22 protein-coding genes and 3 tRNA genes are annotated in these 24,464 nt (G+C 63.7%); 20 read left to right on the plus strand and 5 right to left on the minus strand.

Annotated elements, in window-relative coordinates:
- Positions 1–51: 51 nt before the first annotated feature.
- The 3 genes from J2X19_RS02290 to rimO all read left to right on the plus strand — a co-directional run bounded on the left by J2X19_RS02290 (position 52) and on the right by rimO (position 2,252).
- Positions 52–128 (plus strand) — tRNA-Val (locus J2X19_RS02290).
- Between the two features lie 158 nt (positions 129–286).
- A complete protein-coding gene (gene phaR, locus J2X19_RS02295; RefSeq protein ID WP_116606061.1) occupies positions 287–820 on the plus strand; it encodes a polyhydroxyalkanoate synthesis repressor PhaR in 534 nt (177 codons plus the stop codon).
- A 28-nt stretch (positions 821–848) separates the two neighbouring features.
- Positions 849–2,252, plus strand: a complete 1,404-nt coding sequence (rimO, locus tag J2X19_RS02300) for a 30S ribosomal protein S12 methylthiotransferase RimO (protein ID WP_310370263.1) — start codon at positions 849–851, stop codon at positions 2,250–2,252.
- Between the two features lie 96 nt (positions 2,253–2,348).
- Here rimO and J2X19_RS02305 read toward each other — a convergent pair.
- A tRNA-Leu gene (locus tag J2X19_RS02305) sits at positions 2,349–2,433 on the minus strand.
- A gap of 95 nt (positions 2,434–2,528) precedes the next feature.
- Positions 2,529–2,613 (minus strand) — tRNA-Leu (locus tag J2X19_RS02310).
- An 85-nt stretch (positions 2,614–2,698) separates the two neighbouring features.
- Between J2X19_RS02310 and rnr the strand changes: the two genes are divergently transcribed.
- Both rnr and J2X19_RS02320 read left to right on the plus strand, forming a co-directional pair.
- Complete coding sequence (gene rnr, locus J2X19_RS02315) at positions 2,699–5,035, plus strand: ribonuclease R (protein WP_310370265.1); 2,337 nt, start codon at positions 2,699–2,701, stop codon at positions 5,033–5,035.
- Positions 5,036–5,049: 14 nt separating this feature from the next.
- A complete protein-coding gene (locus tag J2X19_RS02320; protein ID WP_310370267.1) occupies positions 5,050–5,805 on the plus strand; it encodes an SDR family oxidoreductase in 756 nt (251 codons plus the stop codon).
- Here the strand turns inward: J2X19_RS02320 and J2X19_RS02325 are convergent.
- From J2X19_RS02325 to J2X19_RS02335, 3 genes are all read right to left on the minus strand, one after another.
- The gene (locus J2X19_RS02325) at positions 5,802–7,280 is read right to left on the minus strand and encodes an NAD(P)H-hydrate dehydratase (protein ID WP_310370269.1); all 1,479 of its coding nucleotides are present in this window, start codon (positions 7,278–7,280) and stop codon (positions 5,802–5,804) included. The two genes, J2X19_RS02320 and J2X19_RS02325, sit on opposite strands and share 4 nt — an antisense overlap.
- Positions 7,281–7,316: 36 nt before the next feature.
- A complete protein-coding gene (locus J2X19_RS02330; protein ID WP_310370271.1) occupies positions 7,317–8,570 on the minus strand; it encodes a D-amino acid dehydrogenase in 1,254 nt (417 codons plus the stop codon).
- Positions 8,571–8,665: 95 nt separating this feature from the next.
- Positions 8,666–10,036 (minus strand): amidase, encoded by a 1,371-nt coding sequence (locus J2X19_RS02335; protein ID WP_310370273.1) that lies wholly within the window; start codon positions 10,034–10,036, stop codon positions 8,666–8,668.
- 196 nt (positions 10,037–10,232) lie between these two features.
- On the opposite strand from J2X19_RS02335, the gene rpsB reads away from it, so the two are divergent.
- The 15 genes from rpsB (at position 10,233) to rnhB (ending at position 24,454) form a co-directional block, all read left to right on the plus strand.
- Entirely contained in the window at positions 10,233–10,988 is a 756-nt protein-coding gene (gene rpsB, locus J2X19_RS02340; RefSeq protein ID WP_092757950.1) for a 30S ribosomal protein S2, read from the plus strand.
- 93 nt (positions 10,989–11,081) lie between these two features.
- On the plus strand, positions 11,082–12,002 hold the full coding sequence (gene tsf, locus J2X19_RS02345; protein ID WP_116606068.1) for a translation elongation factor Ts: 921 nt from the start codon (positions 11,082–11,084) through the stop codon (positions 12,000–12,002).
- 84 nt (positions 12,003–12,086) lie between these two features.
- Entirely contained in the window at positions 12,087–12,809 is a 723-nt protein-coding gene (gene pyrH, locus J2X19_RS02350) for a UMP kinase (RefSeq protein WP_116606069.1), read from the plus strand.
- A 22-nt stretch (positions 12,810–12,831) separates the two neighbouring features.
- Positions 12,832–13,392 carry a ribosome recycling factor gene (gene frr / locus J2X19_RS02355; protein ID WP_092757947.1) on the plus strand — a complete coding sequence of 187 codons (561 nt, stop codon included), beginning with the start codon at positions 12,832–12,834 and terminating at the stop codon, positions 13,390–13,392.
- A gap of 22 nt (positions 13,393–13,414) precedes the next feature.
- Positions 13,415–14,140, plus strand: coding sequence for a polyprenyl diphosphate synthase (gene uppS, locus J2X19_RS02360; RefSeq protein ID WP_116606070.1), 726 nt, complete (start codon positions 13,415–13,417; stop codon positions 14,138–14,140).
- A 10-nt stretch (positions 14,141–14,150) separates the two neighbouring features.
- The gene (locus J2X19_RS02365; RefSeq protein ID WP_310370280.1) at positions 14,151–15,002 is read left to right on the plus strand and encodes a phosphatidate cytidylyltransferase; all 852 of its coding nucleotides are present in this window, start codon (positions 14,151–14,153) and stop codon (positions 15,000–15,002) included.
- A gap of 7 nt (positions 15,003–15,009) precedes the next feature.
- Entirely contained in the window at positions 15,010–16,188 is a 1,179-nt protein-coding gene (gene ispC / locus J2X19_RS02370) for a 1-deoxy-D-xylulose-5-phosphate reductoisomerase (RefSeq protein WP_310370282.1), read from the plus strand.
- A 28-nt stretch (positions 16,189–16,216) separates the two neighbouring features.
- Positions 16,217–17,578, plus strand: a complete 1,362-nt coding sequence (gene rseP / locus J2X19_RS02375) for an RIP metalloprotease RseP (protein ID WP_310370284.1) — start codon at positions 16,217–16,219, stop codon at positions 17,576–17,578.
- Between the two features lie 46 nt (positions 17,579–17,624).
- Entirely contained in the window at positions 17,625–19,922 is a 2,298-nt protein-coding gene (gene bamA, locus J2X19_RS02380) for an outer membrane protein assembly factor BamA (RefSeq protein WP_116606074.1), read from the plus strand.
- Entirely contained in the window at positions 19,922–20,440 is a 519-nt protein-coding gene (locus tag J2X19_RS02385; RefSeq protein ID WP_310370287.1) for an OmpH/Skp family outer membrane protein, read from the plus strand. Before bamA ends, J2X19_RS02385 begins: the two co-directional genes overlap by 1 nt.
- A gap of 22 nt (positions 20,441–20,462) precedes the next feature.
- On the plus strand, positions 20,463–21,461 hold the full coding sequence (gene lpxD, locus J2X19_RS02390) for a UDP-3-O-(3-hydroxymyristoyl)glucosamine N-acyltransferase (RefSeq protein WP_310370289.1): 999 nt from the start codon (positions 20,463–20,465) through the stop codon (positions 21,459–21,461).
- Positions 21,458–21,898 (plus strand): 3-hydroxyacyl-ACP dehydratase FabZ, encoded by a 441-nt coding sequence (gene fabZ, locus J2X19_RS02395; RefSeq protein WP_116606077.1) that lies wholly within the window; start codon positions 21,458–21,460, stop codon positions 21,896–21,898. The genes lpxD and fabZ overlap by 4 nt, the downstream gene beginning before the upstream one ends.
- 9 nt (positions 21,899–21,907) lie before the next feature.
- On the plus strand, positions 21,908–22,696 hold the full coding sequence (lpxA, locus tag J2X19_RS02400; protein WP_310370292.1) for an acyl-ACP--UDP-N-acetylglucosamine O-acyltransferase: 789 nt from the start codon (positions 21,908–21,910) through the stop codon (positions 22,694–22,696).
- A complete protein-coding gene (lpxB, locus tag J2X19_RS02405) occupies positions 22,696–23,844 on the plus strand; it encodes a lipid-A-disaccharide synthase (RefSeq protein ID WP_310370294.1) in 1,149 nt (382 codons plus the stop codon). The genes lpxA and lpxB overlap by 1 nt, the downstream gene beginning before the upstream one ends.
- Positions 23,816–24,454 carry a ribonuclease HII gene (gene rnhB, locus J2X19_RS02410; protein WP_310370296.1) on the plus strand — a complete coding sequence of 213 codons (639 nt, stop codon included), beginning with the start codon at positions 23,816–23,818 and terminating at the stop codon, positions 24,452–24,454. Before lpxB ends, rnhB begins: the two co-directional genes overlap by 29 nt.
- Positions 24,455–24,464 lie beyond the last annotated feature (10 nt).

Here is a 24,464-nt window from a genome sequence, read left to right on the forward strand (position 1 = left end):
TTCAAAAACGCCAAAAACCCATGCTATACTCGTGGTCTCGAATGCATCCTTAGGCGCGTAGCTCAGCTGGTTAGAGCACCACCTTGACATGGTGGGGGTCGTTGGTTCGAGTCCAATCGCGCCTACCAAATTCAAGCCCTGTAAATCTTAGATTTACAGGGCTTTTGGTTTTGTGGCGGGTCGTTTTGTGTGTGTTTTCAGGGTAATCCTTGAAACACTGTTCTTGCTGGGTTTTTACAATTTGCTGCAGTGCAGTAAAGTGCAATCTATACCACCAAGGACCGCAGTGCCCAGCAATTCCCCCGATAGTGCGAACACCACGCACCGCGTTATCAAGAAGTACCCGAACCGCCGGCTGTACGACACGGATACCTCGACCTACATTACGCTGGCCGAGGTCAAAAAACTGGTCATGGTGCGCGAGCCCGTGCGGGTGGTGGATGCCAAGACCGGTGAGGACCTGACCCGTGCCATCCTGCTGCAGATCATTCTGGAAGAGGAGGCTGGCGGAGCGCCTTTGTTTACCGAGCAGGCGCTGGCCAATATGATCCGTTTCTACGGCAATACGATGCAAAGCTTTCTGGGGCCGTATCTGGAAAAGAACGTGCAGACCTTCATGGATCTGCAGTCCACCATGGGCGAGCAGGCCAAGGGCATGACGCCCGAAGCCTGGGCGCAAATGCTGAAAATGCAGTCGCCGGCGATGCAGGGCATGATGGGCAGCTACGTCGAGCAGTCCAAAAATATCTTCGTGCAAATGCAGGAGCAAATGCAGAAACAGACGGCGCAAATGCTGGGTACCTTCGGGCTAAAACCCTGAATTTGCCCAGGGCGGCGACAATATGGGGATGATCGAAGCACTATCCCCCACATCAGTCCCCCATAAAACACCGAAAGTCGGGTTCGTCAGCCTGGGTTGCCCCAAGGCCTTGACCGACTCCGAACTCATTCTCACCCAGCTGAGCGCCGAGGGCTACCAGACCTCCAAAACCTTCGAAGGCGCCGATCTGGTGATCGTCAACACCTGCGGTTTCATCGACGACGCGGTCAAGGAAAGCCTGGACACCATCGGCGAAGCCTTGGCTGCCAACGGCCGCGTCATCGTCACCGGCTGCCTGGGCGCCAAAGCCGGCGATGCCGGTGGCAACCTGGTGCGGCAAATGCACCCCAGTGTGCTGGCCGTCACCGGTCCGCACGCCACCCAGGAGGTGATGGATGCGGTGCATGCGAATCTGCCCAAGCCGCACGACCCGTTTCTGGACTTGATTCCCAATGCGTTTGGCAGCGCCGGCATCAAGCTCACGCCGCGCCATTACGCGTATTTGAAGATCAGCGAAGGCTGTAACCACCGCTGCACTTTCTGCATCATCCCGTCCATGCGCGGCGACCTTGTGTCGCGCTCGATTGGCGATGTGCTGAGCGATGCCAAAGCCTTGTTTGAAGGAGGCGTGAAAGAGTTGCTGGTGATCAGTCAAGACACTTCGGCCTATGGCGTAGATGTGAAGTACCGCACCGGTTTCTGGGATGGCAAGCCGGTCAAGACCCGCATGCTGGAGCTGGTGCAAACCTTGGCCGACATCGCCGAGCCCTATGGCGCCTGGGTGCGTTTGCATTATGTGTATCCGTATCCGAGCGTGGACGAGATCATCCCGTTCATGGCCACTGGCCGGGTGCTGCCGTATCTGGATGTGCCTTTGCAGCACAGCCACCCCGATGTGCTGAAGCGCATGAAGCGCCCGGCCAGTGGTGAGAAAAACCTGGAGCGTATCCAGCGTTGGCGTGAAGCCTGCCCCGAGCTGGTGATCCGCAGCACGTTCATTGCCGGTTTCCCGGGTGAAACCGAGGAGGAATTTGCGCACCTGCTGGATTTCATGCGCGAAGCCCAGATCGACCGCGCGGGTTGCTTTGCCTACAGCCCGGTAGATGGTGCTGTTGCCAACGATATACCGGGCATGCTGCCGCTGGAGCTGCGCGAAGAGCGCCGCGCCCGCTTCATGGCCGTGGCCGAAGAGGTGTCGGCGAACAAGCTGCTCAAACGTGTAGGCAGCACCATGCAGGTGTTGGTGGATTCCGCACCGGGCCTGGGCAAAAAGGGCGGTGTGGGCCGCAGCTATGCGGATGCGCCCGAGATCGACGGCATCGTGCGCCTGCTGCCGCCCGAGAAAATCAGCAAGACCTTGAAGGTGGGTGAGTTCACCAAGGCGCGCATTGTGGGAACCCAAGGCCACGACCTGGTGGCGCTGCCCATCTAAATCTAAATCCGATTTCCCCGCGTTGCGCAAGCAGCGCGGGGAAAATGGGCAAAAAAAAGCCGCTAAGTTCTTAGCGGCTTTTTCTCGAGTAAATTGTGGTGCCCAGAACTGGACTCGAACCAGCACGCCTTGCGGCGCTGCGACCTGAACACAGTGCGTCTACCAATTTCGCCATCTGGGCCCACGAAACTCTCACGGTCTGCAATTGGTATTTTGCAGATTTTTAACCAGAAAAAAACCGCTAACTGCTTAGCGGTTTTTGTTCGAGATAAGGTGTGGTGCCCAGAACTGGACTCGAACCAGCACGCCTTGCGGCGCTGCGACCTGAACACAGTGCGTCTACCAATTTCGCCATCTGGGCCCACGAGTTAAAGTATAACATGGGAAAAACAGCGTTTTGGACTCGTAGGCCTGAGGCTTGTTCAAAACAGCTGTTTTTCCGAGCTATGCCGCGCTCTGCTACCCTTTGGGCAAACCAGAAAGAGAGAAAGCTTATCAAAACGACCAGTCATACCAGCGGCTTGCTGGACGAGATCGAAGGCACCATCCAGGGTCACCGTGATGGACATGGGTTTGTACTCCGCGACGATGGCGAGTCCGACATCTACCTGCCTTCCAATGAAATGCGTGCCGTGCTGCACAAGGACCGGGTCAAGGTCCGCATCGTGCGCAGCGATCGCAAAGGTCGTCCCGAAGGCCGGGTTGTCGAAATCGTGGAACGCCCCTTGCAGCCCATCATTGGCCGCCTATTGCAAGAAAGCGGTATCTGGCTCGTCGCCCCCGAAGACAAGCGTTATGGCCAGGACGTATTGATACCCAAGGCCGCCATCGGCAGCGCCAAGGCCGGCCAGGTGGTGGTGGTCGAGCTGACCGAGCCGCCCGCGCTGTTTGGCCAACCGGTAGGCCGGGTCAAGGAAGTGCTGGGCGAGGTCGACGACCCCGGTATGGAAATCGAAATCGCGGTGCGCAAATACGATGTGCCGCATGTGTTCTCCGACGCCTGCATCGCGCTGGCCCGCACCCTGCCCGACAAGGTGCGCCCCCAGGACAAGAAAAACCGCGTCGACCTGACCGACGTGCCGCTGGTCACCATCGACGGCGAAGACGCGCGCGACTTCGACGATGCTGTCTACTGCGAACCTGCCAAGGTTGGGCGCAGCAAGGGCTGGCGTCTGCTGGTGGCGATTGCCGATGTCAGCACCTACGTGGAAACCGGCTCGGCCATCGACGTCGATGCCTACGACCGCGCCACCAGCGTGTACTTTCCGCGCCGTGTGATCCCCATGCTGCCCGAGAAGCTGTCCAATGGCCTGTGCTCGCTGAACCCGGATGTGGAGCGCTTGTGCATGGTCTGCGACATGCTGGTCACCGCCAAGGGCGATGTGCACGCCTACCAGTTCTACCCGGCGGTGATGTACAGCCACGCGCGCTTCACCTATACCGAAGTGGCGGCGATTCTGGGCAATACCCGCGGCCCCGAGGCCGTGCGCCGCAAAGACCGCGTCACCGACCTGCTAAACCTGCACGACGTCTACCAGGCCCTGCTGGTGGCACGCAAGGTGCGCGGTGCGGTGGACTTTGAAACCACTGAGACGCAAATCGTCTGCGACGAGTCCGGCCGTATCGAAAAGATCGTGCCGCGCACCCGCAACGAAGCCCACAAGCTGATCGAAGAAGCCATGCTGGCCGCCAATGTCTGCAGTGCCGACTTCATCGCCCAGGGCAAGCACCCGGGCCTGTTCCGTGTGCACGAAGGCCCGACGCCAGAGAAGATCGAAATCCTGCGCAACTACCTGAAAGCCACCGGCGTCGGCATGTCGATCAGCGACGATCCCAAGCCAGGCGAGTTCCAGGCCATCGCTGCGGCCACCAAGGACCGACCCGACGCCCAGCAAATCCATTCGATGCTGCTGCGCTCTATGCAGCAAGCCATCTACACGCCGGCCAACGGCGGGCATTTCGGGTTGGCATTCGACGCTTACACCCATTTCACCAGCCCGATCCGGCGCTACCCGGACCTGCTGGTGCACCGCGTGATCAAGGCCATCCTGGCGCACCGCAAATACCAGCTGCCGACCCTGCCCACGCCGGGCGAGGCCCATGCCAAGCTGGCCAAGCGTCTGAGCAAGGGCGCCAATTCCCGGTTGCAAGGCAAGGTTGGCGAGCCCGACCAGAAGCCCAAGAAGGTCAGCCCGGAAACCCTGGCCTGGCAGGCGGCCGGCCTGCACTGCAGCGCCAATGAACGGCGCGCCGACGAGGCCAGCCGCGATGTCGAAGCCTGGCTGAAGTGCAAATACATGCGGGAGCATCTGGGCGAGGAATATGGCGGCGTGGTCACTGCGGCCACCGGCTTCGGCATCTTCGTCACGCTGGATGCGATGTATGTCGAAGGCCTGGTCCACATCACCGAACTCGGTGGCGAGTACTTCAAGTTCGACGAAGCTCGGCAGGAGCTGCGCGGCGAGCGCACCGGTATCCGCTACGCGATCGGCACGCGGGTCCAGGTCCAAGTCAGCCGCGTCGACCTGGATGGCCGCAAGATCGACTTCCGCCTGATCCGCGAAGGCGAAGAACTGGTGAACCGGGCCATGAAGGACAAGGGCGTGCAGCGCGACGGGCCGAACCGTTCGAATACCGAGCCCGCACCGTCCAAGCGCTCCGGCCGCAAAGACTCTCCGCCGCGCGACCGGGCGCCGCGTTCGCCCATCCAGGCGGTGAAATCCGCTGCCAAGGCACCGGCCAAGAACGGCGCCGCCAAGAAGAAAACCCGTACCCGCCGCTAACCGGAAGACCGAGCATGGACAAGCATTCCAAAACCGCCATCGTGACCGGTGCCGGCACAGGCATTGGCCGGGCGGTGGCCCTGGCGCTGCTGGCCGACGGCTACCGGGTGGCTCTGGCCGGGCGCCGGGCCGAGCCGCTGCAAGCCGTGGCGGCCGAATCCGGCGCAGCCGAGCGGGCGCTGGCCGTACCCACCGATGTGACCGATCCGGCAGCGGTCAAGGCCTTGTTTGACGCAACTTTGGCCGCTTTTGGCCGCGTCGATCTGCTGTTCAACAATGCCGGTACCAGCGCACCCGGCGTGCTGCTCGAAGACATGGCGCTGGAGCAGTGGCACAGCGTGGTGAACGTCAACTTCACCGGCATGTTCCTGTGCATCCAGCAGGCGTTCCGGGTGATGAAGGCGCAAAGCCCGCAAGGCGGCCGCATCATCAACAACGGCTCGATCTCCAGCAGCACACCGCGGCCGAATTCGATTGCCTACACCGCCACCAAGCATGGCGTACGCGGCATGACCAAGGCGGCGGCGCTCGATGGCCGCAAGTACGACATTGCCGTCGGCCAGATCGACATCGGCAACGCCGCCACCAATATGACCAAGCGCATGACCACTGGCATCCTGCAAGCCCATGGCGAGATGGTGGTGGAGCCGGTGATGGACGTGGCCATCGTCGGCAAATCCGTGCTCTACATGGACAGCCTGCCGCTGGAGGCCAATGTGCTGTTCCACACGGTGATGGCCACCAAGATGCCCTTCGTGGGGCGCGGCTAGCTTTTGGCCAGCGCGCTGGCGGTGAGCGGCTGGCCTGCGGGCCAGCGGTCGGCTGCCAGGCCGTGCCGGTAGACGGCTTCGCAGGCGGCGCGCATCGCAAACTGGCCGGCGGCCAGGCCGGCGCCCAGCATGCCGGCCAGCACATCGCCGGTGCCCGCGGTGGCCAGCTGGGCGTTGCCGGTCAGGTTGATGGCCGGCGTCTGGTGCGGCGCGGCGACCACCGTGCCCGATCCCTTGAGTACTACCACGCAGACGAAGCGGTCGGCCAGCTGCTGGGCCGCGCCCAGCCGGTCGGCCTGGATCTGCTGCGTGCTGCAGCCCAGCAGGCGGGCGGCTTCCAGCGGATGCGGCGTCAGCACCGTCGGCAGGCCCTGGGCGGCGCGGTAGCGCAGCAGGGCTTGCAGGGCGGTATCGGTGGCAATGGCGTTCAGCGCGTCGGCATCCAGCACCAGGCGCGCCGCTTCGCCGAGCACCCGGGGCAGCAGGGAGCGCACTGCCTCGCCGCCGCCACAGCCGCAGACCACGGCCAGCGCATGCAGCTTCAGCGCGCCCGGCGCCCGGACCATCAGCTCGGGCTGCTGCAGGTGCAGGCCCAGGCTGCCGCCGTCCAGCAGGCCGACGAAGACCCGGCCGGCCCCGCTGTGCAGGGCGGCCGAGGCCGCCAGCAGCGCTGCACCCGCCATGCCCGGCGCACCACCGATGACCGCCACGTCGCCATAGCTGCCCTTGTGGCTGGCATGGGCGCGCAGGGCTGGCGGCGGTGCGCCGACCAGCTGGGCGCTGGGCGGGGCCGGGCTGGTGATACCCAGGTCGTCCAGCCAGACCTGGCCCGCCGCGTCCCGCCCGTGGCCGGTGAACAGGCCGGGCTTGAGGGTCAGAAGTGATAGCGTATTTTGTGCATGAATAACGCCGCTGGCGCTTTCTTTGCCTGCGCTAGCAGCTATTGAATGCATAGCAAAACTGCCGGTGTCGGCTTGCAGGCCGGTGGGCAGGTCCACCGCCAGCGTGGGTGCGGGGCTGGCGTTCATGGCGCTGATCCAGGCGGCCATGCTGCCGCTGGGCGCGCGGCTCTGGCCCAGGCCGAGCAGGGCGTCTATGCACAAGTCGTGCGCCGCCAGGTCGGTGGGCGGTGTGTCGGCGAACAGTACGCCGGCGGCCCGGGCGCGGGCCAGGGCGGCCAGGCTGTCCGCCGGGGCGCTGGCTTCCTGGCCGAGCCAGGTTACCACCACCTGTTTGCCACGCTGCTGCAGCTGGGCTGCGGCCTCCAGCCCGTCGCCGCCGTTGTTGCCGGGGCCGCAGGCCACCCATACGCAACGGGCATGCGGTGCCAGTGCCAGGGCCAGCCGGGCCACGGCTAGGCCGGCGCGCTGCATCAAGGCATTTGCCGGCAGGCCGGCCATCGCTGCCTGTTCGATCTGGCGCGTGGCGGCGGTCGTGAAAAGTGGGTGGCTGTGGTCTGCCGTGATGCGTTGCATGGGCGGATTGTGGCGCTTATCTTCGGTTTCCTGGGTTTATCGGCGCAGGCGTTCCAGCCCCAGGCCGTCCAGATCCAGTTCCGGTGTGCGGCCGGCCAGCAGGTCGGCGCTGGCGCGGGCGCTGCCGCAGGCCAGGGCCCAGCCATGGTCGCCGTGGCCCAGGTTCAGCCAGACGCCGGGCAGGCCGCTGGGGCCGAGCAGGGGCGGGCCATCGGGCAGCATGGGGCGCGCGCCTTTCCAGATCTGCACATTGCTGGCCAGCTGGGCCGCGCCGGGGAACCAGTCGTACAGCACCTTGTACAGGGTGGCGATGGCGGCCGGGTTTTTGGCATCGGCGCGGCCACCGATTTCGGCACCACCCGCCACCCGCACGCGCTGGCCCATGCGGGTGATGGCGACTTGGTGGTGCCCGTCCACCACCGCGCTGACCGGGGCGTTCAGGGGTTCGCGGATATTGGCCGACAGCGAATAGCCGTAGACCGCGGCCAGCGGGATCTGCACGCCCAGCGGCTTGAGCAGCGCCGCCGAGGCCAGGCCGGCGCAGACCACGACCGCGTCGAAGCGCCGCGGCGTGGTTTCGCCTGCTATCAATAGCGTAGCTGCTGGCGCAGGCGTTATCTGCGCTACCGTGCGATTGAACTCAAATTTTGCGCCCAGCTGCTGGGCTGCAGTCTTGAGCAGCATGGTGAACTGGCGGCAGTTGCCGACTTCGTCGTCGGGCAGTTGGATGGCGCTGTGCAAGGCGGTCTCGGGGCTGAGCGCGGGCTCGATCTTGCGGGCGTCGTCGCCGGCGATGTGCCGGAACAGGATGCCGGCCTCGGTCAGCGCCGGCAGCTGGGCTTCGGCCCGCTTGGCATCGCGCTCGGTGCGCAGCAGCAGCAGGCAGCCGTCGCTGCGGTCGTATTCCAGGTGCAGCTGCTGGCTCAGGCTGTGCAGGCGCTCGCGGCTGTACAAGGCCAGGCGCTGCAGGCGCGCGCGGTTGGTCTGGTAGCTGTCGGGCTTGCAGGCGCGGCGCCATTTCCACAGCCAAGCCAGTTCGCTGCCGCCCAGGCTGCCGCCGAGCTGGAGCGGGGCGTTGCGGCTGAACAGGCCTCGGAAGGCCTTGCCGGGCTGGCCGGGACCGGCCAAAGGGGCTTGCAGGCCGGGGGCGAGGATGCCGGTGCCGGCAAAGCTGGCTTCCTCGGCGGCAGCGCTGCGGCGCTCGAAGACGGTGACCTCGTGGCCGTCGGCGGCCAATTCATATGCAGTGCTCACGCCGACCACGCCGGCGCCAATGACGGCAACTTTCATGCGGCAAACACCCGCATCTTCACACTCAACATGGAAACCTTGTTTTTATATAAGAAAAATACCGCTAGCGCAGATGGAACCTGCGCAGCAAGCTATCAGAACTGTAGTGCTTTCTCGGCTTGCAGGGCGATGTTCAGCAGGCTGTCGTCGTGCAGGCCGGCGTGCCACAGCATCAGGCCGACGGGCAGTTCGTCGGCGGTGTGGCAGGGCAGGGAGATCGCGCAGCCGTCCAGCATATTGACCACGCTGGGGTTGCGCAGTAGCAGGCCGTTGGCGTGGAAGAACGCGTCGTCGCGGGCCACGCCGGGCGCTACGTTGGCGATGGGCGGGGCGACGATGGGCACGGTGGGCGAGACCACGGCGTCAAAGCCCTGCAGCGCCAGCTCCATCTTGGTTATCCAGGCGCGGCGGGCTTCGACCAGCTCCATGTATTCAAAAGCCCGCATCTGCGCGCCGCGCTCGATGCGCGCCAGCACCCGGGGGTCGTAGGTCGAGCGGATGCTGGGCCCGCGTGCCAGCATGGGGCGGTGCCAGGCATAGGCCTCGACGGCCGAAAAGCCGCCAGTGGCCTGGATGGTCGTCAGTTCGCGCACTTCGGCCAGCGGCAGGTTGACCAGGGTGGCGCCGGCATCGCGCAGGCGCTGCAGCGCGCGCTCGAAAGCCTTGGCGACGGTGCTGTCCAGGTTGTCGAGAAAGCCGCTTTGGGCGACGGCGATGCGGTACGCGGACAGCGGCGCGTCGTTGCGCAGCACGCTGCGCTGGGCCAGGATTTCATGCGCCAGCACCGCGTCGCGCACGCTGCGGGTCATGGCGCAGACGGTGTCCAGCGTGCTGGACAGCGGGATCGCGCCCACGGTGGGCACCAGCCGGGCCGTGCTTTTGAAGCCGACGATGCCGTTCAGCGCGGCCGGGATGCGGATCGAGCCGCCAGTGTCCGAGCCCAGGCCAATAAAGGCCGCGCCGGTGGCCACGGACACCGCGGCGCCCGACGACGAGCCGCCCGGCACCCGTGGCACCGGACCGTAGATGCGCGCGCCGGCGACCTGGTCGTAGCGGCCGTCCCAGGCCGCAGGCGTGCCGAAATGTGGGTTTACGCCCACGCCCGAGAAGGCGAATTCCACCATATGGGTGCGGCCTATCAGCGCACCGCCTGCGGCCCGCAGCCGGGATACAGCCGGGCAATCGGCGCGGGCCGGGGCGTGGTCGGCCAGCAGCGTGGAGCCGGCTTTGCTGACCTGGCCCTCGACGTCGAACAAGTCCTTCACCGACACGCTCAGGCCAGCCAGCGGGGTGTCGAGCACGCCTGGCTGCGCGGCGGCGGCCCGGGCGAGGTCGAATGTGGGTTGCACAAAGGCGGCGCGGCAGGCATCTGACTGGGCCACAGCGATGCAGTGGTCGATTTCGGTGGCGGGGTGGCTCTGCTGGGACAACAGGCTTTGGCGGGTGCTAATCAGGTCAGGGCGCATGGTGTCCAGGCGGGGTGGGAAGGAGCGTGCTACACTCCTTGGGTTTTGCTGATCGGTCAGACACGTATTGACTGTTGCAGGAAAACAAATCGCAAACCAGTCCATTCAAGGTGTTGCTCTGAAGCGAGGTACTCAAGGTACCCGACTTCAGCGGCAAATCGGACTGAATTTTAGACGCAACCTTAAGGAAAACTCCATGTCCGTCAACATGCGCGAAATGCTCGAAGCTGGTGTCCATTTTGGCCACCAAACCCGTTTCTGGAACCCCAAGATGGCTCCGTTCATCTTCGGTCACCGCAACAAAATCCACATCATCAACCTGGAAAAATCGCTGCCGATGTTCCAGGAAGCAGCCAAGTTTGCCAAGCAACTGACTGCCAACCGTGGCACCATCCTGATGGTGGGTACCAAGCGCCAAGCCCGCGAAATCGTCGCCGGTGAAGCCCAGCGTGCTGGCGTGCCTTACGTCGACCAACGCTGGCTCGGCGGCATGCTGACCAACTTCAAGACCGTCAAGACCTCGATCAAGCGTCTGAAAGACATGAAGATCCAGCAAGAAGCCGGTCTGGACGCGATGAGCAAGAAAGAACAGCTGATGTTCGCCCGCGAAATGGTCAAGCTGGAAAAAGACATTGGCGGCATCCAAGACATGACCGCTCTGCCTGACGCGATTTTCGTGATCGACGTGGGCTTCCACAAGATCGCCATCCTGGAAGCCCGCAAGCTGGGCATCCCGCTGATCGGCGTGGTCGACACCAACCACTCGCCCGAAGGCATTGACTACGTGATCCCCGGCAACGATGACTCCTCCAAGGCTGTCACTTTGTACGCCCGTGGCATCGCCGACGCGATCATCGAAGGCCGCAACAGTGCTGGTAACGACGTGGTCAAGGCCGTAGCGGCTGAGAGCGCCGACGAATTCGTGGAAGTGAACGAGGCTGCTGCAGCCTAAGCGCTCCCATGGCGCGGCGTACCGCTGCGATCAAAGAGGGGCGCAAGCCCCCTTTTTTTTACACATTTTTGATTATTGAAGACGGAGAAATATATGGCTGCAATTACCGCAAGCATGGTCGCTGAACTGCGTGGCAAGACCGACGCCCCCATGATGGAATGCAAGAAGGCCCTGACCGAAGCCGAAGGCGATATGGGCAAGGCCGAAGAACTGCTGCGCGTCAAGCTCGGCAGCAAGGCTGGCAAGGCCGCTTCGCGTATCACCGCCGAAGGCGTGGTCACCAGCTACTTTGATGCCGGCGTTGGCGCTCTGCTCGAAGTGAACTGCGAAACCGACTTCGTGACCAAGAACGACAGCTTCCTGGCCCTGGCCCAAGGTGCAGTGCAATTGGTCGCCAAGCACAACCCTGCCGACGTGGCAGCCCTGGGTGCGCTGAGCTACTCGCAAGACGGTTTCGGGCCGACCCTGGAAGACGTGCGCAAGGGCCTGATCGGCAAGATCGGCGAAAACATGACCTTCCGCCGCTTCAAGCAATTCTCTGGCTCCAAGCTGGCTGGCTACCTGCACGGCACGCGCATCGGCGTGGTGGTCGAGTTTGAAGGTGACGACGTGGCTGCCAAGGACGTGGCTATGCACATCGCCGCCATGAAGCCCGTGGCCCTGACCAGCGCCGACGTGCCTGCCGAGCTGATCGCCAAAGAGCGTTCGGTGGCTGCCGCCAAGGCCGCTGAAGACGCTGCCGTGGCTGTGGCCGCCGGCAAGCCTGTGCAGTCCGACGAAATCGTGACCAAGCGCATCGAAGGCGGCGTGCAGAAGTACCTGAAGGAAGTCTCGTTGTTCAACCAGTCTTTCGTCAAGAACGACAAGCAGACCGTCGAGCAAATGCTCAAGGCCACCGGCACCACCGTGAAGGCGTTCACCATGTTTGTGGTGGGTGAAGGCATTGAGAAGAAGGTTGACGATTTCGCAGCCGAAGTGGCTGCCCAAGTGGCTGCGGCTAAAACCGCTGCTTAACCGCGCAGACGCACTACTGACACTGTAGCGACCTGTTTTGCCCCTACCATTCTCCACTTTCATCCATCTATTCGAGGAACTCCTATGACCCAATCCCAACCAGCCTACAAGCGGATCTTGCTCAAGCTGTCGGGGGAGGCGTTAATGGGGGACGACCAATTCGGCATCAACCGTGACACCATCGTGCGCATGGTGGAAGAGGTGGCCGAGGTCACCCGCCTGGGGGTGGAAGTGGCGGTGGTGATCGGTGGCGGCAACATCTTCCGCGGTGTCGCCGGCGGCTCGGTCGGCATGGACCGCGCCACCGCCGATTACATGGGCATGCTGGCCACGGTGATGAATGCACTGGCGCTGGCTGACGCGATGAACAAGGCCGGCCTGACCGCCCGCGTGATGTCGGCGATTGCCATCGACCAGGTGGTCGAGCCCTATGTGCGGCCCAAGGCCTTGCAGTACCTGGAAGAGGGCAAGGTCGTGGTGTTCGCTGCCGGTACCGGCAACCCGTTTTTCACCACCGATACGGCGGCAGCCTTGCGCGGCGCCGAAATCGGTGCGCAGGTGGTGCTCAAGGCCACCAAGGTGGACGGTGTCTATACCGCCGACCCGAAGAAAGACCCTAGCGCCACCCGCTACGCCAGCCTGTCGTTCGACGAGGCCATGTCGCAAAATCTGGGCATCATGGACGCCACGGCTTTCGCGCTGTGCCGCGACCAGAAGCTGCCGATCAAGGTGTTCTCGATCTTCAAGCACGGCGCGCTGAAACGCGTGGTCATGGGCGAAGACGAAGGAACCCTGGTCCACGCCTGATCCGGTCCTTGAGGAGAAAAATATGACCATCGCCGACGTTAAAACCAATCTACAAGCCAGGATGGATCAGTCCATCGTGGCCTTCAAAAACAACCTGGCCAAGATCCGCACCGGCCGCGCCAATCCGGCTTTGCTGGATACCGTGCAGGTCGACTACTACGGCTCCATGGTGCCGATCAGCCAGGTGGCCAATGTGTCGCTGATCGACTCGCGCACCATCGGCGTCCAGCCCTGGGAAAAAAGCATGGCCGCCAAGGTGGAAAAAGCCATCCGCGACAGCCATCTGGGCCTGAACCCCGCGTCCATGGGCGACCTGATCCGCGTGCCCATGCCGGCGATGAGCGAAGAGCGCCGCAAGGAACTGACCAAGTTGGCCCGTACCGAAGGCGAGAGCGCCAAGATCGTGGTGCGCAATGTACGCCGCGACGCCAACGAAGCCGTGAAAAAATTGGTCAAGGACAAGCTGGCCTCGGAAGACGACCAGAAGCGTGCGGAAGCCGATATTCAGAAGATCACTGACCGTCACATCGCGGAAGTGGATCAACTGGTAGTCGCCAAAGAAGCCGACATCATGGCCGTTTGAGGCTGTTGTCCTGACTGCCCCGATGGCCGCTCTCCCCACCGCTGTTCCCCACCACATCGCCATCGTCATGGATGGCAACGGCCGCTGGGCGAACCGGCGCTTCATGCCGCGCCTGGCCGGCCACCACCAGGGCGTGGATGCGCTGCGGCGCTGCGTCCAGGCCTGCTTGGACCGTGGCGTCGGCGTGCTGACGGTGTTTGCGTTCTCGTCGGAGAACTGGGACCGTCCGGCCGAGGAAGTCTCCGGCCTGATGTCGCTGATGGTCAGCGTGCTGGCCAAGGAAGTCGTCAAGCTGAAAGCAAACGGCGCGCAGCTGCACTTTGTGGGTAACCTGTCGGCTCTGTCGGACAAGGTCCGCAACGGCCTGCTGGAAGCCGAGAAGGAGACCGCCGAGAACAGCAAGCTGGTGCTGAACATCTGCTTCAACTACGGCGGCCGCTGGGACATCGCCCAGGCTGCACAAAAGCTGGCTGCTGCCGGCGAAGCCATCACCGAAAAAAGCATGGACCGGGCCATGGCCCTGGCCCATTCGCCCGACCCCGATTTGCTGATCCGCACCGGCGGCGAGTTCCGCATCAGCAACTTCCTGCTCTGGCAGGTCGCCTATTCCGAGCTGGTTTTCAGCGACAAGCTCTGGCCCGAATTCGACGAGGCCGCGCTGGACGAGGCGATTGCCGTCTACAGCCGCCGCGAACGCCGCTTTGGCAAAACCTCGGAGCAGGTCACCTCGGCTGCTTCGGCTACCTGAGCCGCCTTCCATGCTGAAGCAACGAGTCATCACGGCCATCGTTTTGTTGGCCTTTCTTCTGCCTGCGTTGTTCTATCCGGCTCCTGAACCGCTGTGCCTGCTGGCGGTGCTGGCTATCGCCGCCGCTGCCTGGGAATGGGGCAAGATGAACGGCCTGTCGCAGCCCAAGGCCCTGGGCCTGGCGATGCTGATGGTTCTGGCCTGCGCCCTGTCCTGGATCATGGGCTTGCTGACCGCCCACACGCCGACCCTGTGGACCGTGGTCGGCGCGGCCTGGGTGCTGGTCGGTGCCTGGCTGCTGCGCCGCGGTGTGGACGGCTGGGCCCGGATTTCCGGCGCCTTGCGTGGCCTGGTCGGCTTTATGGCCCTGTGGGCTGCCTGGCTGGCGATCTGCCAGGCCCGGGTGGTCGGCACCAATTTTCTGCTGTCGGTGCTGCTGCTGGTCTGGGTGGCGGATATTGGCGCCTACTTTGCCGGCCGCGCGTTTGGCACTAAATTTTTCAAGAACAAGCTGGCCCCCGCCATCAGCCCCGGCAAAAGCTGGGAGGGTGTGTGCGGCGGCATGCTGGGTGTAGTTGTGCTGGCCCTGGTGTGGGTCTGGGCCGACGGTGCCTGGCAGGCACCAGTGCCCAGCCTGTACACCCGTCTCGCACACCAAAGCGGCTTGCTGTTGTTGCTGGCCGCCTTGTTCATGGCGGCGATGAGCGTGGTCGGCGATCTGGTCGAGTCGCTGATCAAGCGCAGCGCCGGCGTCAAGGACAGCAGCGGCCTGCTGCCTGGCCATGGCGGCGTGTTGGACCGGGTGGACGCGCTCTTGCCCACGCTGCCGCTGGCGATGATGTTGGCATCCATCGTAGGCTGAAGACGGTATGAAACAGGTTTTGACGATTTTGGGCTCCACCGGTTCGGTGGGTACCAGTACCCTGGACGTGGTGGCACGCCACCCGGGCCGGTTTGAAATTTTCGCGTTGACGGCGGCCACACAGGTGGACCTGATGCTGCAGCAGTGTGCGCAGTTCAAGCCCAAATTCGCCGTGATGGCAAGTGCGCCGCATGCCGCGTTGCTGGCTGAAAAAATCAAGCAAAACAGCCTTCCAACGCAGGTACTGTCTGCGCCAGAAGCTATTGAAATGGTAGCGTCGCATACCGATGTGGATGCGGTGATGGCGGCTATCGTCGGCGCCGCCGGCCTGGCTCCGTGCCTGGCCGCGGCCCGCGCCGGCAAGCGCCTGTTGCTGGCGAACAAGGAAGCGCTGGTGGTGGGCGGCGAGGTGTTCCTGGCGGCGGTCAAGCAGGGCGGTGCGCTGCTGCTGCCTATCGACAGCGAGCATTCGGCGGTGTTCCAGTCGCTGCCCGAAGACCCGGCGGTCTGGCCGCGGCGCATCGAGAAGATCATGCTGACCTCGTCGGGCGGACCCTTCCGCACCCGCGACCCGGCCACCCTGCGCGAGGTTACGCCCGAGCAGGCCTGTGCCCACCCAAATTTCGCCATGGGCCGCAAGATCTCCGTGGATTCGGCCACCATGATGAACAAGGCCTTGGAGGTGATCGAGGCCAAGTACCTGTTCGGCGTCACGCCCGAGCAGATCGAGGTGGTGATCCACCCGCAGCAAATCATCCATTCGATGGTGCAGTTCCACGACGCCTCGGTGATGGCCCAGCTGGGCACGCCGGACATGCGGGTGCCGATTGCCTACGGCCTGTCCTGGCCCGAGCGGATTGAAAGCGGCACGGCGCGACTGGATTTCTCGCAGATGGCGGCCATGACCTTCGAAGTGCCGGATCTGCAACGCTTCCCCTGCCTGCAGCTGGCCTGGGAGAGCCTGCGCGCGCCGTCGGGCACCTGCGCGGTGCTGAATGCGGCCAACGAGGTGGCGGTGGCGGCTTTTCTGGACCGGCGCATCCGCTTTGACCAGATCCACCAGATCAATCTTGCAACTTTAGAGGCGGTCAGCCCCTCCAAGCCGCAGACGCTGGAGGATTTGCTGGCGTTGGACGCGCAGTCGCGCGCCGCAGCGCTGCAGGCCATGGCGGGTCTGCGCGCTTGACCGCCTGCACGCTGAATAAAGGATTGCCATGCTGACCATTGTGGCTTTTGTCGTAGCGCTGGGATTGCTGATCGCCATCCATGAATACGGCCACTACCGGGTGGCGGTAGCCTGCGGCGTCAAGGTGCTGCGCTTTTCGGTCGGCTTTGGCCGTCCGTTGCTGCGTTGGCAGCCCAAGGGCTCTCCCACCGAATTCGTGCTGGGCGCATTTCCGCTCGGCGGCTACGTCAAGATGCTGGACGAGCGCGAAGCGCCGGTGGCGGCGGAAGAGCGGCATCTGGCCTTCAATACCCAAACTTTACCCAAGCGCACCGCGATTGTGGCGGCTGGCCCGCTGGCCAATCTGCTGTTGGCCGTGCTGCTGTACGCCATCGTCAACTGGAGCGGGGTGGAAGAACCCAAGGCGATTCTGGCCAGCCCCAGCATCGGCTCCATCGCTGAAAAGGCCGGCGTGCAAGGCGGCGAAACCGTGACCCGCGCAGGCTGGGACGGCGAGGCCCTGGACGAGGTGATGTCGTTCGACGACCTGCGCTGGCTGCTGACCCGGGGTGCGCTGGACGGCCGCGATGTGCGGCTGGAGCTGGTCACCTCCGAGCAGGGCGCGCGCCGCGAAGTGCTGATGCCGCTGGCCACGCTGCAGGCGGCAGAGGCCGATGCCCAGTTGTTCCGCACCATCGGCGTGCTCGGCCCCTGGACCCGCCCGCTGATCGGCGATCTGGTCGCCGACGGCGCGGGTGCCCGGTCCGGCCTGCAGCGGGGTGACCTGGTGCAGCAGGTGGGTGCGGTGCGCATCGTCGATGGCCAGCAGCTGCGCGAAACCATCCGTGGGTCGCTGATCGACGGCCAGCCTGTAGCCCAGGTCTGGCGCATCGAGCGCGACGGCCGCATGCTGGACCTGAGCGTGACGCCAGATGCCAAACCCGAGGGCCTGCAGTCGGTGGGCCGTATTGGCGCCTATGTGGGGGCGCCGCCAGCCATGCTGACCATCCGCTACGGCGTGTGGGACGGCATTTGGCGCGGTGTCGAGCGCACCTGGGAGGTGTCGGGCCTGACGCTGCGCATGATGGGCCGCATGCTGGTTGGCGAAGCCTCGATCAAGAATTTGAGTGGCCCCTTGTCGGTGGCCGAGTACGCGGGCAAGTCGGCGAGCCTGGGCTTTACACAGTACCTGGTGTTTCTGGCCCTGATCAGCGTTAGTCTGGGCGTGTTGAACCTGCTGCCCGTGCCCATGCTCGATGGTGGACACCTGTTGTATTATCTTTGGGAGGCCGTGACAGGCAAATCCGTATCCGACGCCTGGATGGAGCGCCTGCAACGCGGAGGTGGTGCGGTGCTTTTGGTCATGATGTCCATTGCGCTGTTTAACGATGTCAACCGCCTCTTTGGCTAACACTCAAACGCGGGGCTGCCCTGCCGGCCCAGCAACACCCTAATTCATGAAAAATCACTTTACTTGCTTTCGCTTACGCACCTTGTCTGCGGCCGTAGCGCTGGTTTTTGCGGCCAACACCGCCTGGGCCGTCACCCCCTTCGCAGTAAGAGACATCCGTATCGAAGGCCTGCAACGGGTCGAGCCGGGTACTGTTTTTGCCTCTTTGCCGTTCCGTGTGGGTGATACCTACAACGACGACCAGGGCTCGGCGGCCATCCGTACGCTGTTTGCCCTGGGCCTGTTCAAGGACGTGCGCCTGGAGGTCAGCGGTGATGTGCTGGTGGTGGTGGTTGAAGAGCGTCCGACGATTGCCGACGTGGAATTTGTGGGCTCCAAGGAGTTCGACAAGGACGTGCTGAAGAAGTCGATGCGCGATGTGGGGCTGGCCGATGGCCGGCCTTTCGACAAGGCCCTGGCCGACCGCGCCGAGCAGGAACTCAAGCGCCAGTACATCAACAAGAGCCTGTACGCCGCCGATGTGGTGACCACCGTGACCCCGGTGGAGCGCAACCGTGTGAACCTGACCTTCACCATCACCGAAGGCGAGCCGGCCAAGATCAAGGACATCCACATCGTGGGTGCCAAGGCTTTCAGCGAATCCACGCTGCGCAACCTGTTCGAGCTGGATACCGGCGGCTGGCTCAGCTGGTACACCAAGTCGGACCGCTACACCCGCGCCAAGCTGAATGCCGATATCGAGACGCTGCGCTCGTACTACCTGTCGCGCGGCTATCTGGAGTTCAAGGTCGATTCCACCCAGGTGGCGATTTCTCCGGACAAGCAAAGCATCTCCATTACCTTGAACGTCACCGAAGGCGAGCGTTTCGTGGTCTCCGCGGTGCGCCTGGAAGGCAACTTCCTGGGCAAGGAAGACGAGTTCAAGTCGCTGGTCAGCATCAAACCGGGTGAGGCCTACAACGCCGACCTGGTGGCCAAGACCACCAAGGCTTTCAAAGACAATTTCGGCAGCTTCGGCTTTGCCTTTGCCCAGGTCGAAGCCCGTCCTGAGATCGACCGCACGACCAACCGCGTGGTACTGGTGATGCAGGCCGAGCCTTCGCGCCGCGCCTATGTGCGCAAGGTGAATGTGGCCGGCAACAGCCGCACCCGCGACGAAGTGATCCGCCGCGAATTCCGCCAGTTCGAATCGTCCTGGTACGACGGTGACAAGATCAAGCTGTCGCGCGACCGGGTCGACCGGCTCGGCTACTTCAAGGAAGTCGGCGTGGAAACCCAGGATGTGGCGGGCTCGCCCGACCAGGTCGATGTGCAGATCAATGTGGAAGAAAAGTCTTCCGGCAGCATCCAGCTGGGCGCGGGTTTCTCCAGCGCAGAAAAGGTTTCGCTGTCATTCAGCATCAAGCAGGAAAATGCCTTCGGCTCGGGCAACTACCTGGGCCTGGAAGTCAACACCAGCAAGTACAACCAGGCGATTGTGGTCAGCACGGTAGACCCGTACTTCACCACCGGCGGTATTTCGCGCTCCATCGACGTCTACCACCGTGCCACCAAGCCCTACAACGACCAGGGCGGCAATTACCAGCTGGTGACCCAGGGCGCAGGCCTGAAGTTCGGCGTGCCGTTCAGCGAGCTGGATACCGTGTACTTCGGTGCCGCCCTGGAGCGCACCACCATCAAGCCCGGCACCAATATCCCGGCTGCCTACCTGGCCTATGCGGCCGAATTCGGCTACACCAGCACGGCAGCACCCTTGTCGATTGGCTGGTCGCGCGATGACCGCGACAGCACCTTGGCGCCCAGCAGCGGTGTCTACCAGCGTCTGAATAGCGAGCTGGGTGTCTTCGGCGATGCACGCTACACCCGTACCAACTACCAGTACCAGCAGTACGTGCCCCTGACCAAGCAGTTCACCTTGGCCTTCAACGGCGAAGCGGGCTGGGGCAAGGGTTTGGGGAGCAATCCCTTCCCGGTGTTCAAGAACTTCTACGGCGGTGGCCTGGGCTCGGTGCGGGGCTTCGAGCAAGGCACGCTGGGCCCGCGCGACGTCACCGGTTCGGTGATTGGCGGCCCCAAGAAGTTCACCCTGAATACCGAAATCCAGTCGCCATTCCCCGGCGCCGGTAACGACCGCACCTTGCGCCTGTTCGCTTTTGCCGACGTCGGCAATGTGTACGGCGATACCGAAAAAGTACGCCTCAACGAAACGCGGGCTTCGGTCGGCGTGGGTCTGAGCTGGATATCTCCCGTGGGCCCGCTGCGTTTGGCTTATGCCAAACCCGTGCGTAAATTCGCTGGCGATAGAATCCAACCCTTGCAATTCCAAATAGGTACGTCTTTCTAATGAAGAATTTTCTACGCAACTGGGGCTCCGGCATTGTGCTGGGAGCCATGCTTCTGTCGGCACACGCGCAGGCAGACGAGTTCCGCGTTGGATTTGTCAACACGGACCGCATCTTCCGCGAGTCGGCGGCGGCCAAGACGGCCCAGGCCAAGCTGGAGCAAGAATTTGCCAAGCGCGAGAAAGAGCTCAGCGATGCTGGAGCCGTCTTGAAAGCTGCCTCCGACAAGTTCGAACGTGAAGCCTCGACCTTGGCCGAAAGCCAACGCGCGTCGCGCCAGAAGCAGCTGGTCGACCAAGACCGCGAATTCCAGCGCAAGCGCCGCGAATTCCAGGAAGACCTGAACTCCCGCAAAAACGAAGAGCTGCAACAAGTGCTGGAAAAGGCCAACAAGGTCATCAAGCAGGTTGCCGAAACTGAAAAATACGATGCCGTGCTGCAAGAGGCCGTGTACATCAACCCCAAGTACGACATCACGGACAAGGTCATCAAGGCCTTGAACGGCGTCGGCACCAAGTAATTCGCCAAGAGGGGGCTCCAACATGGCGCTGCGTTTAGGCGCAATCGTGGAAGCCCTGGGGGGCGAGCTGCACGGCGACGCGGCACTGGGTATCGACGGCATCGCGCCGTTGGAATCGGCGGGCCCGTCGCAGCTGGCTTTTCTCAGCAACCCCAAGTACCAGCAGCAGCTGGCCAGTTCCCGGGCGGGCTGCGTGATCGTCGGTCCGGCCCAGCGCGCGCTGGCCCTGGCGCGCGGCGCCTGCATCGTGGCCGATGCCCCGTATCTTTACTTTGCCAAAGTCACCCAGCTGTGGAAGCGCCAGCGCGCTGCCGTGGCCGGCCCGGCCATCCACCCCAGCGCGGTGATCGACCCCAGCGCCCAGATCGACCCCAGCGCCCGCATCGGCCCGCTGTGCGTGGTCGAGCGCGGTGCCCGCATCGGCGCCGATACGGTGCTCAAGTCCCGCGTCACCCTGGGTGAAGACTGCAGCGTCGGTGCGCGCTGCCTGCTGCATGCGGGCGTGGTGATCGGTGCCGACGGCTTCGGCTTTGCGCCGAACGCCGGCGCCTGGGAAAAGATTGAGCAGCTGGGCGCGGTGCGCATCGGCGACGACGTGGAAATCGGCGCCAATACCTGCGTAGACCGGGGCGCGCTGGACGACACCGTGATTGGCAACGGCGTCAAGCTCGACAACCTGATCCAGATCGGCCACAACGTGCAGATCGGCGAACACACTGCCATGGCCGGCTGTGTCGGTGTGGCTGGCAGCGCCCACATCGGCGCGCATTGCACGGTGGGCGGCGGGGCTATCGTGCTGGGCCATCTGACGCTGGCCGACCGTGTCAACATTTCTGCGGCCACGGTGGTGACCCGTTCCATAGCCCAACCCGGCCACTACACCGGCATGTTTCCGATCGATGAAAACAGCAAGTGGGAAAAGAATGCTGCTTCCCTGAAACAGCTGCACAGTTTGCGTGACCGCCTGAAAGCGGTTGAAAAATCACTAGAACAACATTTGAAGAGCCTAGAAAAACCATGATGGACATCCACCAAATCCTCAAGCAGCTACCCCACCGTTACCCCTTTCTGATGGTGGACCGGGTGGTGAGCATCGACAAATCCAAGTCCATCCGCGCGTTCAAGAACGTCACGATCAACGAACCGTTTTTCCAGGGCCATTTCCCGCGCCGTCCGGTCATGCCCGGCGTGCTGATGCTGGAAGCGCTGGCCCAGGCCGCCGCCTTGCTGGCCTTTGACGCGCTGAATAAATCGCCCGACGACGATACCGTCTACTACTTTGCGGCCATCGACAACGCCCGCTTCAAGCGCCCGGTCGAACCCGGCGACCAGCTGATGCTGGACGTGGAGCTGGTGCGCATGAAGTCCGGCATCTTCAAATTCAAGGGCAAGGGCACCGTGGGTGAAGAGCTGGCGGTCGAAGCCGAGCTGACCTGCGCGATGCGCACCATCGCCTAAGGACTGCGTGTGACCGCTATCCACGCTACTGCCCTGGTGGACCCGTCGGCCCAGCTGGACGCTACGGTCAGCGTCGGCCCGTACACCGTGATCGGCCCGCATGTGAAGATCGGCGCCGGCACCACGGTCGGCCCGCACTGTGTCATCGAAGGCCACACCACGATAGGCCGCGACAACCGGATCTTCCAATTCAATTCTCTCGGCGCAGTGCCGCAGGACAAGAAGTACGCAGGCGAACCCACCGAACTGGTGATCGGCGACCGCAACATCGTCCGCGAGTTCTGCACCTTCAACCTCGGCACGGTACAGGATGCCGGCGTGACCCGTATTGGCGATGACAACTGGATCATGGCCTACGTGCACGTCGCGCACGACTGCCAGCTCGGCAACCAGATCACCATGGCCAACAACACCACGCTGGCCGGCCATGTGCAGATAGGCGACTGGGCGACCATCGGTGGCCTCACTGGCGTGCTGCAGCGCATGCGCATCGGCGCCCACTCCATGGTCGGCTTTGCCAGCCATGTGAACAAGGATGTACCGCCTTTCATGGTGGTGGATGGCCATCCGCTGGAGGTACGCGCAGTCAATCTGGTGGGCCTGAAGCGGCGCGATTTTTCGGATGCGAGCCTGAAGGCCATCCGCGAGATGCACAAGCTGATCTACCGCCAGGGCAAGACCCTGGACGAAGCCCGTGCCGCGATCCAGGCCCTGACGGCTCAGATGCCCGAAGCCGCGGCGGACATCGCGCTGATGGACGACTTCCTCGGCTCTTCCGTCAGCGGCATCGCCCGCTGATGTCCGCTCCCCGTATCGCCATGGTGGCCGGCGAGGCCTCTGGCGACTTGCTGGCGGGTCTGGTGCTGGACGGCTTGCGCGCGCGCTGGCCCGAGCTGCAATCCACCGGCATAGGCGGTCCGCAGATGGCCAAGCGCGGCTTCCAGGCGGCCTGGCCCAGCGACAAGCTGGCTGTGCACGGCTACAACATGGACGTGTTTCTGCGTCTGTACGAGCTCATCAACATCCGCAAGCAGCTGCGCGAACGCCTGCTGCAAGAGCGCCCGGCGGTGTTTATCGGCGTGGATGCGCCCGACTTCAACCTGGGTCTGGAAGCCGCGCTGAAGGCCCAGGGCGTGCCCACCGTGCATTTCGTCTGCCCGTCGATCTGGGCCTGGCGCGCGGATCGGGTAGAGAAGATCCGCCGCGCGGCCGACCATGTGCTGTGCATCTTTCCGTTCGAGCCGGCCCTGCTGGCCGAGCATGGCATTGCCGCCACCTATGTCGGCCACCCGCTGGCCAGCGTGATCCCGCTCAACCCCGACCGCGCAGCCGCACGGCAGAAGCTGGGCCTGGACGCTGCTGACGATGTGGTTGCCATCCTGCCCGGCAGCCGGCAGTCCGAAATCAAATACCTGGCTTTGCGGTTCTTTCAGGCTGCAGCGCAGATCCTGCCTGCGCGGCCAGCTATTAAATTTGTAGTGCCGGCGATCCCCTCGTTAAAAGAGCGGATCGAAGCCATCGCCGCCCAGGCCGGTATGGCCGGGCGCGTGCAGATCGTCGCCGGCCAGTCGCACACCGTGCTGGCTGCCTGCGACGTGACCCTGATCGCCAGCGGTACGGCCACGCTGGAGGCCGCGCTGTTCAAGCGGCCCATGGTCATCGCCTACAACATGCACTGGCTGTCCTGGAAGCTGATGCAGCGCAAGCAGCTGCAGCCCTGGGTCGGACTGCCGAACATCTTGTGCGCCGACTTTGTGGTGCCCGAGCTGCTGCAGGACGCGGCCACGCCGCAGGCCCTGGCCAAGGCCACACTGCAGTGGCTGGACGCCAAGGGCTCTGCGAAAATCGCCGCTCTTGAAGAAAAATTCACCGCGCTGCACCACACGCTGCAGCGCGATACCGCCCAGCTTGCCACCCATGCCATCGAAAAAATCATCCGCGCCTGAACAGGTTCCGCTGGCCTGGAGCCCGCGCGGCCTGGTCGCCGGCGTGGACGAAGCCGGGCGCGGGCCGCTCGCCGGGCCGGTGGTGGCCGCGGCGGTGATCCTGGACGATTTGCGCCCCATCCGCGGCCTGGCCGATTCCAAGAAGCTCACGGCAAAACGGCGCGAGCAGCTGTTCGACGAAATCCTGGCCAAGGCTTTGTGTTGCTCGATCGCCGAAGCCAGCGTGGAAGAAATCGAAAAGCTGAACATCCTGCAGGCCACCATGCTGGCCATGCAGCGCGCCGTCACCGGCCTGCGCCTCAAGCCCGGCCATGTGCTGGTCGACGGCAACCGCCTGCCCACGCTGAGCATGACCAGCGACGCCATCGTCAAAGGCGACTCCCTAGTGCCGGCGATCTCGGCGGCCTCCATCCTGGCCAAGGTGACGCGGGACCGCTGGTGTGCCCAGGTCGATCTGGACTACCCGCAGTACGGCTTTGCCGGCCACAAGGGCTATGGTACGGCCGCGCACCTGGCGGCGCTGCAAGCCCATGGCGCCTGCCCGCTGCACCGAAAAACTTTTGCCCCCGTGACTTCCATGCTTGGGCGGCAGAGCCGTCCCGAAGCATGAAAGGCACTCT

The sequence above is a fragment of the Rhodoferax ferrireducens genome (assembly GCF_031458075.1).
In the GTDB taxonomy this organism is placed as follows: domain Bacteria; phylum Pseudomonadota; class Gammaproteobacteria; order Burkholderiales; family Burkholderiaceae_C; genus Rhodoferax_B; species Rhodoferax_B ferrireducens_A.

Bases quoted from the DNA above. Each gene is read 5' to 3' on its own strand.
- rimO (WP_310370263.1), top strand. From the start codon at position 849: ATGATCGAAGCACTATCCCCCACATCAGTCCCCCATAAAACACCGAAA.
- rnr (WP_310370265.1), top strand. From the start codon at position 2,699: ATGCCGCGCTCTGCTACCCTTTGGGCAAACCAGAAAGAGAGAAAGCTT.
- J2X19_RS02320 (WP_310370267.1), top strand. From the start codon at position 5,050: ATGGACAAGCATTCCAAAACCGCCATCGTGACCGGTGCCGGCACAGGC.
- J2X19_RS02325 (WP_310370269.1), bottom strand. From the start codon at position 7,280: ATGCAACGCATCACGGCAGACCACAGCCACCCACTTTTCACGACCGCC.
- J2X19_RS02330 (WP_310370271.1), bottom strand. From the start codon at position 8,570: ATGAAAGTTGCCGTCATTGGCGCCGGCGTGGTCGGCGTGAGCACTGCA.
- J2X19_RS02335 (WP_310370273.1), bottom strand. From the start codon at position 10,036: ATGCGCCCTGACCTGATTAGCACCCGCCAAAGCCTGTTGTCCCAGCAG.
- rpsB (WP_092757950.1), top strand. From the start codon at position 10,233: ATGTCCGTCAACATGCGCGAAATGCTCGAAGCTGGTGTCCATTTTGGC.
- tsf (WP_116606068.1), top strand. From the start codon at position 11,082: ATGGCTGCAATTACCGCAAGCATGGTCGCTGAACTGCGTGGCAAGACC.
- pyrH (WP_116606069.1), top strand. From the start codon at position 12,087: ATGACCCAATCCCAACCAGCCTACAAGCGGATCTTGCTCAAGCTGTCG.
- frr (WP_092757947.1), top strand. From the start codon at position 12,832: ATGACCATCGCCGACGTTAAAACCAATCTACAAGCCAGGATGGATCAG.
- uppS (WP_116606070.1), top strand. From the start codon at position 13,415: ATGGCCGCTCTCCCCACCGCTGTTCCCCACCACATCGCCATCGTCATG.
- J2X19_RS02365 (WP_310370280.1), top strand. From the start codon at position 14,151: ATGCTGAAGCAACGAGTCATCACGGCCATCGTTTTGTTGGCCTTTCTT.
- ispC (WP_310370282.1), top strand. From the start codon at position 15,010: ATGAAACAGGTTTTGACGATTTTGGGCTCCACCGGTTCGGTGGGTACC.
- rseP (WP_310370284.1), top strand. From the start codon at position 16,217: ATGCTGACCATTGTGGCTTTTGTCGTAGCGCTGGGATTGCTGATCGCC.
- bamA (WP_116606074.1), top strand. From the start codon at position 17,625: ATGAAAAATCACTTTACTTGCTTTCGCTTACGCACCTTGTCTGCGGCC.
- J2X19_RS02385 (WP_310370287.1), top strand. From the start codon at position 19,922: ATGAAGAATTTTCTACGCAACTGGGGCTCCGGCATTGTGCTGGGAGCC.
- lpxD (WP_310370289.1), top strand. From the start codon at position 20,463: ATGGCGCTGCGTTTAGGCGCAATCGTGGAAGCCCTGGGGGGCGAGCTG.
- fabZ (WP_116606077.1), top strand. From the start codon at position 21,458: ATGATGGACATCCACCAAATCCTCAAGCAGCTACCCCACCGTTACCCC.
- lpxB (WP_310370294.1), top strand. From the start codon at position 22,696: ATGTCCGCTCCCCGTATCGCCATGGTGGCCGGCGAGGCCTCTGGCGAC.
- rnhB (WP_310370296.1), top strand. From the start codon at position 23,816: ATGCCATCGAAAAAATCATCCGCGCCTGAACAGGTTCCGCTGGCCTGG.